This window comes from Rhizobium sp. AN80A (assembly GCF_030053015.1).
Classification (GTDB): Bacteria; Pseudomonadota; Alphaproteobacteria; order Rhizobiales; family Rhizobiaceae; genus Rhizobium; species Rhizobium metallidurans.
In genome coordinates, this window is the sequence record NZ_JASJPX010000003.1 from 2,590,777 (window position 1) to 2,607,339 (window position 16,563).

General features: G+C 64.1%; 16 protein-coding genes. 12 read left to right on the top strand and 4 right to left on the bottom strand.

What is annotated here, in order from left to right:
• The first annotated feature begins 387 nt into the window (after positions 1 to 387).
• Complete coding sequence (locus P3R82_RS24475; RefSeq protein WP_183902177.1) at positions 388 to 750, top strand: septal ring lytic transglycosylase RlpA family protein; 363 nt, start codon at positions 388 to 390, stop codon at positions 748 to 750.
• A gap of 161 nt (positions 751 to 911) precedes the next feature.
• On the top strand, positions 912 to 2,201 hold the full coding sequence (locus P3R82_RS24480; protein ID WP_283195669.1) for an RsmB/NOP family class I SAM-dependent RNA methyltransferase: 1,290 nt from the start codon (positions 912 to 914) through the stop codon (positions 2,199 to 2,201).
• 41 nt (positions 2,202 to 2,242) lie between these two features.
• Here P3R82_RS24480 and P3R82_RS24485 read toward each other — a convergent pair whose 3' ends face one another.
• Positions 2,243 to 2,749, bottom strand: coding sequence for an HPP family protein (locus P3R82_RS24485; protein ID WP_283195670.1), 507 nt, complete (start codon positions 2,747 to 2,749; stop codon positions 2,243 to 2,245).
• A 213-nt stretch (positions 2,750 to 2,962) separates the two neighbouring features.
• Here P3R82_RS24485 and P3R82_RS24490 point away from each other — a divergent pair, with 213 nt between their 5' ends.
• The 5 genes from P3R82_RS24490 to P3R82_RS24510 all read left to right on the top strand — a co-directional run bounded on the left by P3R82_RS24490 (position 2,963) and on the right by P3R82_RS24510 (position 8,675).
• Positions 2,963 to 4,243 carry an imelysin family protein gene (locus tag P3R82_RS24490; RefSeq protein WP_283195671.1) on the top strand — a complete coding sequence of 427 codons (1,281 nt, stop codon included), beginning with the start codon at positions 2,963 to 2,965 and terminating at the stop codon, positions 4,241 to 4,243.
• Between the two features lie 45 nt (positions 4,244 to 4,288).
• Positions 4,289 to 5,827, top strand: coding sequence for a di-heme oxidoredictase family protein (locus P3R82_RS24495; protein WP_283195672.1), 1,539 nt, complete (start codon positions 4,289 to 4,291; stop codon positions 5,825 to 5,827).
• Positions 5,827 to 6,999: an imelysin family protein gene (locus P3R82_RS24500; RefSeq protein ID WP_283195673.1), complete on the top strand. Its 1,173-nt coding sequence runs from the start codon at positions 5,827 to 5,829 to the stop codon at positions 6,997 to 6,999. Before P3R82_RS24495 ends, P3R82_RS24500 begins: the two co-directional genes overlap by 1 nt.
• A 3-nt stretch (positions 7,000 to 7,002) precedes the next feature.
• Complete coding sequence (locus P3R82_RS24505) at positions 7,003 to 8,100, top strand: DUF1513 domain-containing protein (protein WP_283195674.1); 1,098 nt, start codon at positions 7,003 to 7,005, stop codon at positions 8,098 to 8,100.
• Positions 8,101 to 8,222: 122 nt separating this feature from the next.
• Complete coding sequence (locus P3R82_RS24510) at positions 8,223 to 8,675, top strand: TspO/MBR family protein (protein WP_283196418.1); 453 nt, start codon at positions 8,223 to 8,225, stop codon at positions 8,673 to 8,675.
• Here P3R82_RS24510 and P3R82_RS24515 read toward each other — a convergent pair.
• Entirely contained in the window at positions 8,668 to 9,147 is a 480-nt protein-coding gene (locus P3R82_RS24515) for a GNAT family N-acetyltransferase (RefSeq protein WP_283195675.1), read from the bottom strand. The genes P3R82_RS24510 and P3R82_RS24515 overlap by 8 nt on opposite strands.
• 151 nt (positions 9,148 to 9,298) lie before the next feature.
• Between P3R82_RS24515 and P3R82_RS24520 the strand changes: the two genes are divergently transcribed.
• The 3 genes from P3R82_RS24520 (at position 9,299) to guaA (ending at position 12,068) form a co-directional block, all read left to right on the top strand.
• Positions 9,299 to 9,748, top strand: coding sequence for a PaaI family thioesterase (locus P3R82_RS24520; RefSeq protein WP_183902185.1), 450 nt, complete (start codon positions 9,299 to 9,301; stop codon positions 9,746 to 9,748).
• Entirely contained in the window at positions 9,745 to 10,383 is a 639-nt protein-coding gene (locus tag P3R82_RS24525) for a 5'-methylthioadenosine/S-adenosylhomocysteine nucleosidase (RefSeq protein ID WP_283195676.1), read from the top strand. The genes P3R82_RS24520 and P3R82_RS24525 overlap by 4 nt, the downstream gene beginning before the upstream one ends.
• 122 nt (positions 10,384 to 10,505) lie before the next feature.
• On the top strand, positions 10,506 to 12,068 hold the full coding sequence (guaA, locus tag P3R82_RS24530) for a glutamine-hydrolyzing GMP synthase (RefSeq protein WP_183902187.1): 1,563 nt from the start codon (positions 10,506 to 10,508) through the stop codon (positions 12,066 to 12,068).
• A 205-nt stretch (positions 12,069 to 12,273) separates the two neighbouring features.
• On the opposite strand, the gene P3R82_RS24535 is transcribed toward guaA, so the two are convergent.
• On the bottom strand, positions 12,274 to 12,894 hold the full coding sequence (locus P3R82_RS24535) for a hypothetical protein (protein ID WP_283195677.1): 621 nt from the start codon (positions 12,892 to 12,894) through the stop codon (positions 12,274 to 12,276).
• Positions 12,895 to 13,081: 187 nt separating this feature from the next.
• Between P3R82_RS24535 and P3R82_RS24540 the strand changes: the two genes are divergently transcribed.
• Together P3R82_RS24540 and P3R82_RS24545 are read left to right on the top strand one after the other, a co-directional pair.
• Entirely contained in the window at positions 13,082 to 13,369 is a 288-nt protein-coding gene (locus P3R82_RS24540; RefSeq protein WP_018899281.1) for a hypothetical protein, read from the top strand.
• A gap of 81 nt (positions 13,370 to 13,450) precedes the next feature.
• Positions 13,451 to 13,810, top strand: a complete 360-nt coding sequence (locus tag P3R82_RS24545) for a nuclear transport factor 2 family protein (RefSeq protein ID WP_112944859.1) — start codon at positions 13,451 to 13,453, stop codon at positions 13,808 to 13,810.
• 313 nt (positions 13,811 to 14,123) lie between these two features.
• On the opposite strand, the gene pheT is transcribed toward P3R82_RS24545, so the two are convergent.
• Complete coding sequence (pheT, locus tag P3R82_RS24550; RefSeq protein WP_283195678.1) at positions 14,124 to 16,559, bottom strand: phenylalanine--tRNA ligase subunit beta; 2,436 nt, start codon at positions 16,557 to 16,559, stop codon at positions 14,124 to 14,126.
• Between the last annotated feature and the right edge of the window lie 4 nt (positions 16,560 to 16,563).

Sequence of the window (16,563 nt, forward strand, 5' to 3'; positions counted from 1 at the left end):
GTCATATCGCATGCGATGAATTGGTAGGAATTTCCTACTCCCGGCATATTTCGTTAAAATTTGGCGCAAAATTTGGGCACAAGCCTTGGAAATTGCCCAAATGCGGCGAGAATTATGACGCTCGCGCAAAATTATTTTCGTGATTTTTGTGATCGCGAGAGTCGCGAACGGTTGCTTGCAAAAAAAGTTCTAATTTTACTTGATTCAATTGTGCTTTTTTCATTCGAAACCGCTTGACGACGGTTCGAATCATTTCGCCGGCTCATCACATATATTTCAGAATGTAACATTCCGTGATCAATCGGGGCACTTTTCTGCCACTTTTCGACCGGTTTAAGCCCCCGCCGCCCACAAGGCGTAGGTTTAACAGTTGAGGGACACCCTGTTTTGAAGAAAATCTGCCGTTCTATTATCGCCGTCACAACTATAGCAGCCTCTTCTACGATCCTTCCGATGGAAGGTTTTGCTGCAAATGGTTGCGGTGGCGCGTCGTGGTACGCACTTCACTCCAAAACCGCTTCGGGCGAACGCATGAACCCGACCATCAATACTGCCGCGCACCGCTCGCTCGCCTTCGGCACGAAGCTGAAGGTCACCAACCGCAACAACGGCCGCAGCGTCGTCGTCCGCGTCAACGATCGCGGCCCCTTCATCCGCGGCCGCGTTCTCGATCTTTCGCGTGCCGCCGCGCAGAATATCGGCATGGTCAGCAGCGGCACGGCCAAGGTCTGCTACGAAGTGATCGGCTGAGCCTGAACATAAGGCACCGCTTGCTCTTGCCGCCAATCGCGGATACCACGCGGTTGAGACTTGTGTACCATCCGCTGCGTCTGTCGCGCTTCCTGCGGATCGTTCACAAGCCGCCGGCCTTTAAGGGTCCGGCATTGATCCAGGCAATAGGAGCGTTGTGAATGCGATTGGGCGGTAGGCTCGAAGGGGCGATTTCGGTTCTTGAAGACATCGATGCCCGCAGACGGCCTGTCGCCGATGCCCTCAAGGACTGGGGGCTCGCGCATCGGTTCGCCGGTTCCGGCGACCGCGCCGCGATCGGCAACATCGTCTACGACGCGCTTCGCATGCGCCTCTCGCACGCCTGGCTGATGGACGACGACAGCGCATCGGCGATCGCCCATGCCGTCATGTTCCGCCAGTGGGGCTTCACGCCCGAAACGCTTGCCGCCGAACTCACCGACGACAAGTTCGCGCCGGCAGCACTCTCCGAGGCAACACTTTCGGCCTTTCACTCCCGTGATCTCAAGGACGCTCCTTCCCATATTCAGGGCGATATCCCGGAGTGGGTTCAGCCCACCTTCGAAAAATCCTTCGGCGACACCTGGCTCAGGGAGGCACAGGCGCTTGCCGAGCGACCGACGCTCGATCTCCGTGCGAACATCCTGAAGGCCACCCGCGAAAAGGCCGTCAAGGCGCTCGAAAGATCAGGCGCGCAGGAGGCAAACATCGCGCGTTACGGCATCCGGATCGCCGCCGGCGAAGGAGCCTCCCGTCTTCCCAACGTGACAGCGGAGCTTTCGTTCCAAAAAGGCTGGTTCGAGGTTCAGGACGAGGGATCGCAGATCGTGGCCGACCTGGTGCTGCCGCAGGATGGAGAACAGGTGCTTGATTACTGCGCCGGCGGTGGAGGCAAGACGCTCGCCATGTCGGCGGCGATGCACAACAAGGGCCAGGTCCACGCCTATGACGCCGACCGCAAGCGGCTGGCGCCGATCATCGAGCGGCTGAAGCGGGCGGGGACCCGCAACGTCCAGGTGCACGACAATGCGAAGGCGCTGAAGAACCTCGAGGATCGCTGCGACAAGGTGCTGGTCGACGCGCCTTGCACGGGAACCGGCACATGGCGCCGACGCCCGGATACGAAGTGGCGCCTGACCGCCAAGAACCTCGACGAGCGCACCGCGCAGCAGCAGGACGCGCTGAAGCAGGCAAGCGCCTATGTGCGCCCCGGCGGCGAGCTGATCTACGTGACCTGCTCGGTGCTGCCGCAGGAAAACGAGGATCAGGTGCGCGCGTTTACCGCCGCAAATCCCGAGTTCGAGATTTCGGGCGCGCTCGAGGGCTGGGATCAGCTCTTCGGCAAGGCGAGCCCGCGCCCGCGCTCCTCGGACGGCCAGACGATCACGCTGACGCCCGCATCGACCGATACGGATGGATTCTTCTTCTGCCGGATGAAGCGCAAGGGCTGATCGAACGACCGGGCCGGATGGCCCGGACCAGCATGGCCTGATCAGTGCGGAGCCCGCAGCGGATATTGATGCCGCGGCGGGATCAGGTGATGCAGCACGGCGATCGCGATCAACAGCGCGCTGCCGAAACCGACGATCACAAACAGCATGGGCCCGCCCATATGCGAGCCGAAAGCCACCAGCGGCACGGCGCCGGCCGGCGGATGGGTGACGCGCAACATCAGCATGCCGGCAATGGTCAGCCCGACGGCGATCGCGCCGACCCACCACAGCCCCGGGAACAGGAAGACCGCCAGGCCGCCGATCAGCGCCGCCAGGAGGTAGCCGCCGATGACGTTGGCCGGCTGCGCGAGCGGGCTCTTCGGCTGGCCGAAGATCAGCACGGCCGTGGCGCCGAAGGGCGCGATCAACAGCGGAATGCCGGTGAACACGGTCAACGCGCCGACCGAGGCCATGCCGATCATGGCGCCGATGCCGGATTTCAGGTGGAGGTGAACGGTACCCTTCGGCTCATGGCGATGGGTGAAATGCTTGATGTGTCGGCGCATGCGCGGTCGATCCGGATAATGTTTATGCAGATGCACAGTGATTACTCACATATCGCCCATTTTCCAAGCAATTCGATTTCGATTTGACGGCCTTTCGGCGGATTTCGTTTCCTTAAAACCATTCCAAACTAGAGTGTTTGACACCGGTTTTCTTTTGCGCGAAGACATTTTCGCCGGGCGTCATACGGGAGGCCCGTCACAGGAGAGGATCCCATGAAACTCAACAGGAATTTCTGCGCAGCCCTGGCGCTGGCGGTGGCCCCAACCGCTTTGTCCGCCATTCCCGCTTACGCGGCACCGGACGCTGCCGCCGTTGTGAAATACTACACCGAAGTCGCCCACGCGAAGTACGAGGATTCGCTGATCACCGCCAAGGCGCTGGACGTCGCGATCGACGCGCTCTTGAAGGATCCGACGGACAAGACGCTGCAGGCCGCCCGCGCCGCCTGGATCAAGGCTCGCATTCCCTACCTGCAGACCGAAGTCTACCGCTTCGGCAACCCGATCGTCGATGACTGGGAAGGCAAGGTCAACGCCTGGCCGCTCGACGAGGGCCTGATCGACTATGTCGACACGTCCTACGGCACCGAGAGCGACGAGAACGCGCTTTACGTCGCCAACGTGATCGCCAACAAGACGATCAAGATAGACGGCAAGGATGTCGACGCGTCGAAGCTGACGCCCGAGTTTCTCTCCGGCACGCTGGCCAGCGCCGGCGCGGTCGACGCCAACGTGGCGACCGGCTATCACGCCATCGAATTCCTGCTCTGGGGCCAGGACCTGAACGGGACCGGCCCTGGCGCCGGCAACCGCCCGGCCACCGACTACGACCTCAAGAAGTGCACGAACGGCAATTGCGACCGCCGCGCCGAGTATCTGAAGTCGACCTCGACGCTTCTGGTCTCCGACCTGCAGGAAATGGTCGACAAGTGGACGCCCGATGGCGAGGCCACCAAGCAGGTCGAAGCCGATCCGAAGGCCGGCCTCGTCGCCATCCTGACCGGTATGGGCTCGCTCTCCTATGGTGAACTCGCCGGCGAGCGCATGAAGCTCGGCCTGATCCTGAACGATCCCGAAGAAGAGCAGGATTGCTTCTCCGACAACACCTACAACTCGCATCTCAACGACGCCGTCGGGATCGTCACCGCCTATACGGGCAACTATACCCGCGCCGACGGCACGAAGATGAAGGGTCCGTCGCTGCACGATCTCGTCTCCGCCAAGGACAAGAAGCTCGACGCGGAAATGCAGGGCAAGCTCGACACGACGATGAAGGCGATGGCGATCATGGCCAAGCGCGGCCAGAACGTCGAGAAATACGACCAGATGATCGCCGAAGGCAACAAGAAGGGCAACGCCGTCGTTCAGGCCGCCATCGACGGCCTCATCGACCAGACGAAGTCGATCCAGCGCGTTATCGCCGCGCTCGATCTCGGCACGGTCAAGCTTGAAGGTTCCGACAGCTTGGATAATCCTACTGCCGTCTTCAAATAAGTGAAAAGGCGGGCCGCCTCGCCATCGAGGCGGCCCGAACCCCTGATGTCGCCTTTCCCGGCCCGCCGTCTTCTCTTCAGCGCCCTCGCGTGCGCCACGATCGCGGGCCTCTCCGTCGCGCTTGCGGCCGGCTTCGATTTTCCGACGAAACGCACCGATCTCAGGGAAGCGGACGCCAAACGCGTCGCCGAGGTGACGCGGCCGACCACCGACTTCTCCACGGCCGAACCCTACGAGGCGATGCAGGCGGGCGGCGCCACGTCGATCGATCCGGTGACGCAGGATGCCTTCTCGCGCATCTCGGCCAACATTCCCTTTGAGAAGGAGCAGCCGTTCAAGCTCGGCAACGCGCTCTTCAAGAAACTCTGGGTTTCCGCTCCGTCGTCGACGCTCGCCTCCGACGGGCTGGGGCCGTTGTTCAACGCCCGCTCCTGCATGAACTGCCACGTCAATGACGGGCGAGGCCGGCCGCCGGAGGCCGGCGCCAACACCGCCTCGATGTTCCTGCGGCTGGCGCGGCCGGCCAGGACGGCCGAGGAGGAACGCGCCATCGCCAATGCCGAGATCCTCAACTTCCCCGATCCGGTCTACGGCCGCCAGCTGCAGGATCGCGCGGTAGCGGGCCTTCCCTCCGAGGGGAAGATGAAGATCGAGTACACCGAGGAGACGGTGACGCTTGCCGGCGGCGAGATCGTATCGCTGCGGCGGCCGCGCTACTCCGTCGACAATCCCGGCTACGGGCCGCTCGACCCGGCCACGACGATCTCGCCGCGCGTGGCGCCGGCGATGATCGGGCTCGGGCTGATCGAGGCCATTCCCGAGGCCGATATCCTCGCCAATGCCGATCCCGACGACAGCAACGGCGACGGCATCTCCGGCAAGGCGGCGATCGTGCGCGACCACCGCACCGGCAAGCCGGCGCTCGGCCGCTTCGGCTGGAAGGCGCAGAACGCGAGCGTGCGCGACCAGAGCGCCGATGCCTTTGCCAGCGATATCGGCATCTCCACGCCCGACCGGCCGGCGGCGTATGGCGACTGTACCGAGGCGCAGGGCACCTGCCGGGACATGCCCGACGGCGTGCAGAAGCGGCTCGGAAACGAGGAAGCGCCGGGGCCGATCCTCGACCTGGTGACCTTCTATTCCGCCAATCTCGCCGTGCCGGCGCGGCGCAAGGCGAGTTTTCCCGAGACGCTCAACGGCAAGAAGGTCTTCTACGACAGCGGCTGCGCGGCCTGCCATGTTCCGAAGTTCGTCACCCGCCGCGACAGCGCCGACAAGGCACAGTCCTTCCAGCTGATCTGGCCCTATTCCGACTTCCTGCTGCACGACATGGGCGAAGGGCTTGCCGATGGGCAACAGGTTGGTTTTGCAAGCGGACGTGAATGGCGCACGCCGCCGATATGGGGTATAGGTCTCACAAGGACTGTCAGCGGACATAGCTTTTTCCTTCATGACGGCCGGGCCAGAAACCTCACCGAGGCGATTCTCTGGCACGGCGGCGAAGCACAGAAGTCGCGCGACGCATTTGCCTCCCTGCCTGCCGACAGCAGACAGGCACTGATTACGTTTTTGGAGTCTCTTTGATGCGCCTTTGGTACCCTCTGGTTCTCTCCTTCGCCCTTGCCTCCAGCGCCCTTGCCTCCAGCGCCGCGGCCCAGACCGCCACACCGCAGACGGGCCAGGCTCCGGCCCAGACCGGCCAGACCGCCGCTCCGGCCGGCCAGGCTGGCGCTCCGGCGGGATTGAACGAGGATGCCGTGCTTCCCGTCATGCAGCGCGCGGTCGACGAGGTGATCCGCCCGGGATACCGCAACGCCCAGCAATCGGCGGCGCGGCTGACGACGGCCATGAAGGACCTCTGCGACAAGGGCACGCCCGCCAGCCTCGACAAGGCGAAGTCGGCCTTCGACGACATCATCCGCTACTGGTCCGGCATCGAGATGGTGCAGATCGGCCCGGTCATTCAGGACAATCTTTTCGAGCACATCCTGTTCTACCCGGATCGCAAGGGCGTGGGCCTGAGGCAGGTGCAGACGCTGATCGCCAAGGCCGACCCCAAGGATACGACGGTGGACGCGATCGCCGCCAAGAGCGTGGCGCTGCAGGGCCTGACGGCGCTTGAATACGTGCTCTACGGCACGGGTTCGGAGGATCTGACCAGCCAGAAAGGCGGCTTCCGCTGCCTCTACGGTGCCGCCGTCGCCGGCAACATCCAGCGCGAGGCGGCCGAGGTGGTCGCCGCCTGGGAGAAGCCCGACGGCATCCAGGCGAGCTGGAAGCACCCGGGTCCGCAGAGCGCCGACTTCATGGACAACAAGGAAGCGGTGACCGCGCTTCTCGGCATTCTCGTGCACGGCGCCGAGAACGTCCGCGACCAGCGGCTGGAGCAATTCTACAAAGGCAAGGACGCGATGCCGCGCCCGAAGATGGCGATCTACTGGCGCTCGAAGAACACCTGGAAGTCGATGACGTCGAATCTGGAAGCGCTGCGCACGCTGTGGCAGAAAGCCCAGATGGCCGATCTTCTGCCATCGGACAAGAAATCCGTCGCCGACGCGATCGACGCCAAGCTGAAGGCAATTATCGAAACCGTGCCGAAGCTCAACCCCGATATCGAGGCCGCGACCAGCGACGCGGAGCGCGCCAAGCTCGATCAGCTGCTGATCGACACGCGCGAGCTGGTGACAACAATCAGCGACGACTACGGCGCGGCGATCGGCCTTTCGGCCGGCTTCTCCTTCTCCGACGGCGACTGAACGATGATCAGGAGTGCGGCGATCGACCGGCGCAGCTTCGTCAAGGCCGCCGGGCTGACCTTCCTTTCGGCATTGCAGTCACGCGCGCTGATGGCGCTCGAGCGCGCCGACGCCGTCTATGCCTCGGGAATGCGGCAGGCGAACGGATCCTTCGCGGTCGCGACCGTTTCCGAGCGCGGCGAGATCATCGATCAGGTGGCGCTGCCGGCGCGCTCGCACGGCATGGCCTTCAGCACGGCCACTGGCCGGACCGTCGCCTTCGCGCGGCGGCCGGGCACCTATGCGATGATCTTCGACCCGCAGGCGAAAGCCGAGCCGATCGTGATCGCCGCCGCCGAGGGACGGCATTTCTACGGACACGGCGCGTTTTCGCCCGACGGGCGCATCCTCTATGCCAGCGAGAACGATTTCGACGGCAATCGCGGCATGATCGGGCTTTACGACGCCAGAAGCCGTTTCGAGCGGATCGGCGAGTTCGAGACCTATGGCGTCGGCCCGCATGACATGACCGTCAGCGACGACGGTCGGATGCTCGTCGTCGCCAATGGCGGGATCGAGACGCATCCGGATTTCGGCCGCACCAAGCTCAACCTCGACAACATGCAGCCATCGCTGACGCTGGTCGACGCCGCCACCGGGGCACTGATCGAAAAGCACACGCTGCCCGCCGAGTGGGCGCAGGTCTCGACGCGCCATGTCGATATCGACGACAGCGGCCGCATCTGGTTCGCGTGCCAGTACGAGGGCCGCCGCAACGACCTGCCGCCGCTGGTCGGCTCCTTCGCCAAGGGCGAGGATCTGCGCTTCGTCGACCTGCCCGAAGAGACCACCCGCCGGCTCGCCAACTATGTCGGCGCCATCGCCGTCAACCGCAAGGACGGGCTGGTGGGCGTGACATCGCCGAAGGGCGGGGCTTCGGTGACGATCGACGCCATAACCGGCCAGGTGCTGCGCGAGGCGCTCGTGCCCGACGCGGCCGGCATCGCGCCGGCAGCCGGCGGCTTCGCCGTCTCCTCCTACGGCGGCGACTTCCTCGGCCAGCGCAGCAACGTCGCCTGGGACCAGCACATCGTCAGGATCGCGCCGTCACGACGCGTTTGACCATGCTTTCCGCCCGGCGCCGACGGAGGCGTCCTCCGGGCAATCGCGATCATCGCACGATCGGTTGAATCGCATGCAATATGGCTCTGGCGAAGGCGGTCGCCACGCCCTATCTCAGCGGCATGAACAAAGCCCTTACCACCATCATCTTCATTGCGCTCGCGCTCGGCGGCGGTCTCGTCATCGGCATCGGCAACCCTCCGGGCGAATGGTACCAATCGCTCGCCAAGCCGCCCTTCAACCCGCCGAACTGGGTGTTCGGGCCGGCCTGGACGCTGCTCTACGTGCTGATCGGCCTCGCCGGCGCGCGGACCTGGATGCGCGGCAACCTCTCCGTGGGCATGCTGATCTGGGCGGGGCAGATGGTGGCGAATTTTCTCTGGTCGCCATTCTTCTTCGGCCTGCGGATGCCGCCGGTGGCGCTGGTCGTCATCCTCGCCCTCCTGGCGCTGATCATCGCCTTCATCCGCAACCGCTGGAACGCCGACCGGATCGCGGCGCTGCTCTTCCTGCCCTACCTCGCCTGGGTCTCCTTCGCGACGCTGCTCAACGCCTCGATCGTCTATCTCAACTGAAGGCGGTCTCCGCGAGATACTTTTCCATGCGGAAATTGGTGAGGTGCTGGCCGCGTTTCTCGACGCTCTGGCGGGCGATGACGGTGAAGCCGCGACGCTCGAAGAAGGGCCGCGCGGTCAGGCTTGCCTCGGTGAAGATGCGGTCGATGCCCTTCTTCCTCGCCTCCTCCTCGACCTTCGCGAGCAGCAGGCTGGCAACGCCGATGCCATGATGGGCGGGATGGACGAACATCATGTCGAGATGGCCGTCGGGCTCCAGATCGGAAAAGCCGACCGGGTGTCCCCCGCGCTCTACAATGAAGGTCGGCCGGCTGGCGCGGCGTTCGGCCCAGGCGGCGCGATCCTCGACCTGCGCCCAGGCTTCGATCTCGGCAGGACTATAATCGCGCGACGCCACCTCGCGGATCGCCGCGACAAAGATCGCGATCGTGTCGTCGCAATCGTCCGCCGTGTAACGCCTCACCTGCACCATGCTATCCCCTCCTCCTCTCCATCCTCCCCACCCGCACGATCTAACACGTCCGGCCACCGGCGTTGAGTGCACAATCGTACCAGCTCCGATCCATTGCGCTTGTCTGACGCGGCGCAGCATGGCACTTTCCGGCTCGCACGAGGGCAGACAGATGACCAACACCGACAGCGGCGATTTCCGCGACCGCATCCAGACCAATTTTTCGCGCCAGGCGGCGCTGCACACGATCGGCGCGGAACTGACGCGCGTCGAGCGGGCGATGGTGGAGATCGAGCTGCCGTTCGACGTGAAGCTGACGCAGCAGCACGGCATCCTGCATGCCGGGATCATTTCAGCCGTGCTGGATTCGGCCTGCGGCTTCGCCGCCTACAGCGTCATCGACCCCGACGCCTCGGTGCTGACCATCGAGTTCAAGGTCAATCTGATGTCGCCGGGGCGCGGCGACCGTTTCCTGTTTCGCGGCGAGATCACCAAGCCGGGCTCCAACATCATCGTCGCAGACGGGCGCGGCTACGCGATCAGCGATGGCCCCGCCAAGCTGATCGCCTCGATGACCAGCACCATGATGATCATACGCGGCCGAGAGGGAATTTCCGGATGACGTTCGAGCTGAAATCGGTCGCGGGGAAATCCATCCTGTTCGTGATGGCCGCGGAAGCCGAATACGGCCCCTTCCTGCGCTCGCGCTTCGAGCCTTTGATGACGGGCGTCGGCCCGGTCGAGGCCGCCGTGGTGCTGACGCGCACGCTCGCCGCTCTCGAGCATCAGGGCGAGCTGCCGCAGCTCGTCGTCTCGCTCGGATCGGCCGGCTCCGCCAGGCTCGAGCAGACGGGCGTCTATCAGGTGACGTCGGTCTCCTATCGCGACATGGACGCCTCGCCGCTCGGCTTCGAGAAAGGGCGCACGCCGTTTCTCGACCTTCCTGCCGTCATCGACCTGCCGCTGCGCATCCCCGGTGTCGCGGAAGCGACGCTGTCGACCGGCGCCAATATCGTCTCGGGCGCGGCCTATGCCGGCATCGATGCCGACATGGTCGACATGGAGACCTTCGCCATCCTGCGCGCCTGCCAGGCCTACAATCTGCCGCTGACCGGCCTGCGCGGGATTTCCGACGGCGCCGAGGAGCTGCAGCACATTTCCGGCTGGACCGAATATCTGCATGTGATCGACCGCAAGCTTTCCGACGCCACCGACAGCCTGTTCACGGCGCTGGAGGATGGGGTATTCTGGTTCTAGGGCTTCTTATGCCCGAAAAACGCCTCCAGGCCCTGCGAGAGCGGGACAATCGATGCAATAAAATCCCGCGGCGGCGGATTTCCCGCATTGCAAGACCGGGTGCTTTTCATTAAAGGCTCGCCATGACCCAGACAGCACATCCCGACAGCGTTCTCATCGTCGATTTCGGCAGCCAGGTAACCCAGCTGATCGCGCGCCGCGTGCGCGAAGCGGGCGTCTACTGCGAGATCGTTCCCTTCCAGTCCGCCGAAGAAGGCTTCAAGAGCCTGAAGCCGAAAGCCGTGATCCTGTCCGGCAGCCCGGCCTCGACGGTCGACGAGGGTTCGCCCCGCGCGCCCCAGATCATCTTCGACAGCGGCCTTCCGGTTTTCGGCATCTGCTACGGCCAGCAGACGATGTGCATGCAGCTCGGCGGCAAGGTCGAGAGCGGCCATCACCGCGAATTCGGCCGCGCCTTCCTTGAAGTCGATGAAGACAGCGCCTTGTTCGAAGGCCTCTGGTCCAAGGGTTCGCGCCACCAGGTCTGGATGAGCCATGGCGACCGCGTCACCGCGCTGCCCGAAGGCTTCAAGGTGGTCGCCACCTCGCCGAACGCACCCTACGCCTTCATCGCCGACGAGAAGCGCAAGTATTATGGCGTGCAGTTCCACCCCGAGGTGGTCCACACGCCCGACGGCGCCAAGCTGATCGGCAACTTCATTCACAACATCGCCGGCATCAAGGGCGACTGGTCGATGTCTGCCTACCGCCAGAAGGCGGTCGACGAGATCCGCAAGCAGGTCGGCGACAAGCGCGTGCTCTGCGCGCTCTCCGGCGGTGTCGACAGCTCGGTCGCCGCCCTCCTGATCCACGAGGCGATCGGCGACAAGCTGACCTGCGTGCTCGTCGACCACGGCCTGATGCGCAAGGACGAGGCGGCCAATGTCGTCGCCATGTTCCGCGAACACTACAACCTGCACCTGATCCACGTCGATGCCGCCGACAAGTTCATCGGCGAGCTCGAAGGCGTTTCCGACCCGGAGACCAAACGCAAGATCATCGGCCGCCTGTTCATCGAGACCTTCGAGGAAGAGGCCAAGAAGCTCGGCGGCGCCGATTTCCTCGGCCAGGGCACGCTCTACCCCGACGTGATCGAAAGCGTTTCCTTCACCGGCGGCCCGTCGGTGACGATCAAGTCGCACCACAATGTCGGCGGCCTGCCCGAGCGCATGAACATGCAGCTCGTCGAGCCGCTGCGCGAGCTCTTCAAGGATGAAGTGCGCGTGCTCGGCAAGGAGCTCGGCCTGCCCGACAGCTTCATCGGCCGTCACCCCTTCCCGGGCCCGGGCCTGGCGATCCGCTGCCCGGGTGGCATCACCCGCGAAAAGCTGGAGATTCTCCGCGAAGCCGACGCCATCTATCTCGACGAAATCCGCAAGGCCGGTCTCTACGACGCGATCTGGCAGGCCTTCGCCGTGCTGCTCCCGGTCCAGACCGTCGGCGTCATGGGCGACGGCCGCACCTACGAATTCGTCTGCGCGCTGCGCGCCGTGACCTCCGTCGACGGCATGACGGCGGATTTCTACCACTACGACATGGAATTCCTCGGCCGCGCCGCGACCCGCATCATCAACGAAGTGCGCGGAATCAACCGCGTGGTCTACGACGTGACCAGCAAGCCGCCGGGCACGATCGAGTGGGAATGAGGGTTCGGGGCTGATTGCCTCGCGCTGATAAGAATGCCGCCGGCGCGATGCGCCTGGCGGCATTTTTGTTTGGTGGGGTTTGATGTCGGGCGGTGCCGAACAGACAATTCTCGATGCTTACCACCACGCAAGTCGGCCATTCATGTCGCATGCCCGGAGACGTGGTTGGATCTTTCTCCCTCGAGGGATCCCGGACCATCCACCCTCAAACACCCCGCAACGGCGGAAAACCCTCGTACCACTCGGAATGCTCGCCCTCCCAATTCTCCATCCCCGGCCTGGTGAGGATGCCGCGCGGGCTGACGTAGCTCTGGATCACCCGGCGCGGGCGTTCGTGCCACTGGATGTTGAAGGCCCATAATTTCGGGAAGAAGCAGAGCGAGGCGTAGGGCAGATGGTCATGGATCCACCAGGCGAGCCGCTGCCAGTCCTCGAGCGCATGATAGCGATCGACCACCCAGGGAACGACGACGCAGGCCGCGGCACCCATGTAGCCATCCGCGTCGCGCATGTCCCAGATGTGGTGGGCAGCCGTGGATGCGTTGGTGGAGCAGTTGAGCTTGTTCAGATTGCCGAAGCGGTTGACCGCCGCCGAGCGGTAGCCCGAACGGATGTGCAAGCGCCCGAAGGTCTCCTGCAGGGGTTCCAGCAGCTCCTCGCAGAGCCTCCTGCCTGTTTCGATCGCGAGATCCGGATCATCCGGGATATTCGGGATGCGGTGGAAATCGGCGATCTCGGAATGCAGGAAATCGCGCAGGAAGAAATTCCTCGACAACCGCGCCCGGCCCATATCCTCCAGTGCCTTCATCGATCCCGGCTTCTTCATGTACGGCCTCCCCGCGTTCGAGACCCTCATCCTTTCGCGCGGACCTTCATCGCGCAACCCGATTTCATGCTTCGCGCGCGAGATCCAACCACAGATCATGGCGGCCATATCGATTTGTTCAACTTTGGGTCTTCTCCTCGCGCATATTAGCACTAGGTAAACTTTCCGTTGAGAGGAAGGGAACCCCATGCCTGATGCCAAAGACAAAGGACCGGCCGATCCAGGCCTGTCCGACATAAGAGGACGCATGCTCGTGCTGGAAGTGGTGGCGATGACCTCGCTGGCGCTGGTTCTGGACACATCCGGCGAGGATGGCGGGAAGATGGGGCGCGGTATCCTGCACCTGATCCGCGAGGCCGTCGGCAACAAATGCGATGAGATGGGCCTGTCCGACAACGCCTCATCGACCGCGCAGGCCTATGCCGAGGAACTGATCGGCACCGCCCTGGCCACGCTCTACCCATCCACGCATTAACGTCAGCACCACCCAGCAACGACTTTGCGCGTTGCGCGCTCCGCGCTATACTTCACCATCGACACGATCGAGGTACGGACCATGACGGACCGGCAGGCGATAGAGGCAGTCGTGCATCTCTATGTCGAAGGCATGACCTTCGCCAACGAGGCGGCGCTGCGCAAGGCGTTTCATCCGAAATGCGCTGTCATCGGGCATTACGAGAGCGCGGTCGAATGGTCGACCCGCGACGAGTTCATCGCCGCCATCGTGGCCGAGGGCTCGGCCCCGCCAGGCACGCAGCCGCACATGGACATCCAGACGCTTGACGTCGTCGGCGACGCCGCCAGCGTCAAGGTCAGCGACGACTTCGCCGGCATGCGCTTCACCGACTATCTCTCGATGCTGAAGATCGAGGGGCGATGGACGATCGTGAACAAGGTTTATTATTTGCACGATTGATGGGTGCGAGCCTGCCCTGTAGGTTTCTATCGCGTTACGCGATAGCCCACTCTCCTCCCTCATTCCTTTGCCCAGGCTTCGCCCGTGCGATGTGACAGGAATCCAGCCACGGCGCGTCCGCGCCGTGAATGAACGTTCCTTGCATGTCAGGAAAGAGTCTCTCCGCCGCGCCAACGCGCGGCGGCTGGATCCCCGCCACGAGGGCGAGGATGAGGGAGAGTTGGGGGCGCGACCAGCGCTAAACCAATACGAGCGGCGGCCGTAGGGCCGTTGCCTGCCCGCACCAGAGGCCGAGGCCGCACACCCTATTTCATCAACCCCGCAGCACGCCACCGGTGACCTTGGTGACGCTGGCGACGATCTTCTGCGTGAGGGCCTCGAAATCCTCGTCGGTCAGCGTGCGCTCGACCGGCTGGATCTGCACCTCGATGGCGACGGACTTCTTGCCCTCGCCGACCGAGGCGCCCTCGAAGATATCGAAGACATTCACGCCGGCGACCAGCTTGCGGTCGGCGCCGGTCGCGGCCTTGATGATGGCGCCGGCCTCGACCGCCTTGTCGACGACGAAGGCGAAGTCGCGCTTGACGGCCTGGAACTGCGAGAGTTCCAGCGCCGGCTTGGTGCGGGTCGCCTTCTTCTTCGGCTCGGGCATGACGTCGAGATAGACCTCGAAGCCCGCGAGCGCGCCGGAGACGTCGAGCGCCTCCAGCGTCGAGGGATGGAACTCGCCGAAATAGCCGAGCACGACCTTCGGGCCCATCTTGATGGTGCCGGAGCGGCCGGGGTGGTACCAGTCCGGACCGCCCTGCTCGACCTGGATGTTGGTCATCGGCAGGCCGCAGGCCTCGATAACGGCGAGCGCATCGGCCTTGGCGTCGAAGACGTCGACCGGCTTGCCGCCGCCCTTGGCCGTGTTGGACCACATGCGGCCGGAGCCGGCCATCGAGGCGGTGCCACGACGGATGCCGCCGGCAACGCGGCGCTGGCCTTCCGGCCTGTCGTTCTCATAGGTGCCGGAGACTTCGAAGATCGCGACGTCACCATAGCCCTTGTCGGCATTGCGCTGGGCAGCGGTCAGCAGACCCGGCAGCAGCGAGGGGCGCATGTCGGACATTTCCGATGCGATCGGGTTGGCGAGCTTCAGCGACGGCGCGCCGCCGCCGAAGAGCTTGGCCTGATCCTCGGAGATGAAGGACCAGGTGACGGCCTCCAGCATGCCGCGCGAGGCAAGCGCACGCTTGGCGGTGCGGGTGCGGATCTGCAGCGTCGTCAGGATGCGGCCGTTGATCGCGCTGTGGCTTTCCAGCGGCGCCGGCTTGATGTTGTCGACGCCATGGATGCGCATGACCTCTTCGACGAGATCGGCCTTGCCATCGACATCGGGACGCCAGGAGGGAACCGCGACCGAGACGCGCTCTCCGGAACCGGTGACCTTGAAGCCGAGGCGGGTCAGGATCTCGATGCTTTCATCGGTGGAGACTTCGAGGCCCGTCAGGCGCTTCACTTCCGAAAAGGGGAAGTCGACGACCTTGGGCTCATAGCTCTTGTAGCCGACGATCTCGGCCTTGGCTGCCGTGCCGCCGCAGAATTCGAGCACCAGTTCGGTGGTGCGCTCGAGACCGGGGACCATATATTCGGGATCGACGCCGCGCTCGAAGCGGTAGCGGGCATCGGTGATGATGCCGAGGCCACGGCCTGATTTGGCGATGTTCATCGGGTCCCAGAGCGCCGATTCGATCAGCACGTCGGTGGTGTTTTCATCGCAGCCGGAATGCTCGCCGCCCATGATGCCGCCGATCGACTCGATGCCATCCTCGTCGGCGATGACGACGTTGTTCGGGCCGAGCTTGTATTCGCGCTGGTCGAGCGCCAGCACCGTCTCGCCGTCCTTGGCGCGGCGAACGGTGAGGTTGCCCTTCACCTTGGCGGCGTCGAAGACGTGCATCGGGCGACCCTGGTCGAAGGTCATGTAGTTGGTGATGTCGACGAGCGCGTTGATCGGACGCAGACCGATCGCCGTCAGGCGCTGCTGCACCCACTTGGGGCTCGGGCCGTTCTTGACGCCGCGCACCAGACGCAGGCCGAAGCCGGGGCAGAGCCTGTCGTCATCGAGATCGAGCGTCAGCTTCACCGGCGTGTCGCCTTCGACGGCAAACGACGGCGCGGCGCGCGTCTTCAGCTTACCGAGGCCGGAAGCGGCCAGATCGCGGGCGATGCCGTAAATCGAGGTGCAATCCGGACGGTTCGGCGTCAGGTTGATCTCGATCATGGGGTCGTCGAGATGGGCGTAGGCGGCAAACGAGGTTCCAACAGGCGCATCCTCGGGCAGGTCGATGATGCCGTCGTGGCTGTCGGACATGTTGAGCTCCTTTTCGGAGCACATCATGCCGTGGCTTTCGACGCCGCGGATCTTGCCGACGCCGAGCGTGACATCGATGCCCGGCACATAATCGCCCGGCCGCGCCAGCGCGCCGACCAGGCCGGCACGCGCGTTCGGCGCACCGCAGACGATCTGCAGCGGCTTGCCGCCGTTGATATCGGGACCGGCATCGACCGACAGCACCTTCAGGCGATCGGCTTCCGGATGCTTTTCGGCCGACAACACGCGGGCGATGACGAAGGGCTTGTAGGTCGCCTTGTCGTCGACATCCTCGACCTCGAGGCCGATCTCGGTCAGGCGCTTGCAGATTTCATCCAGTGTGGCGTCGGTCTCAAGATGATCCTTGAGCCAGGAAAGCGTGAATTTCATTGTG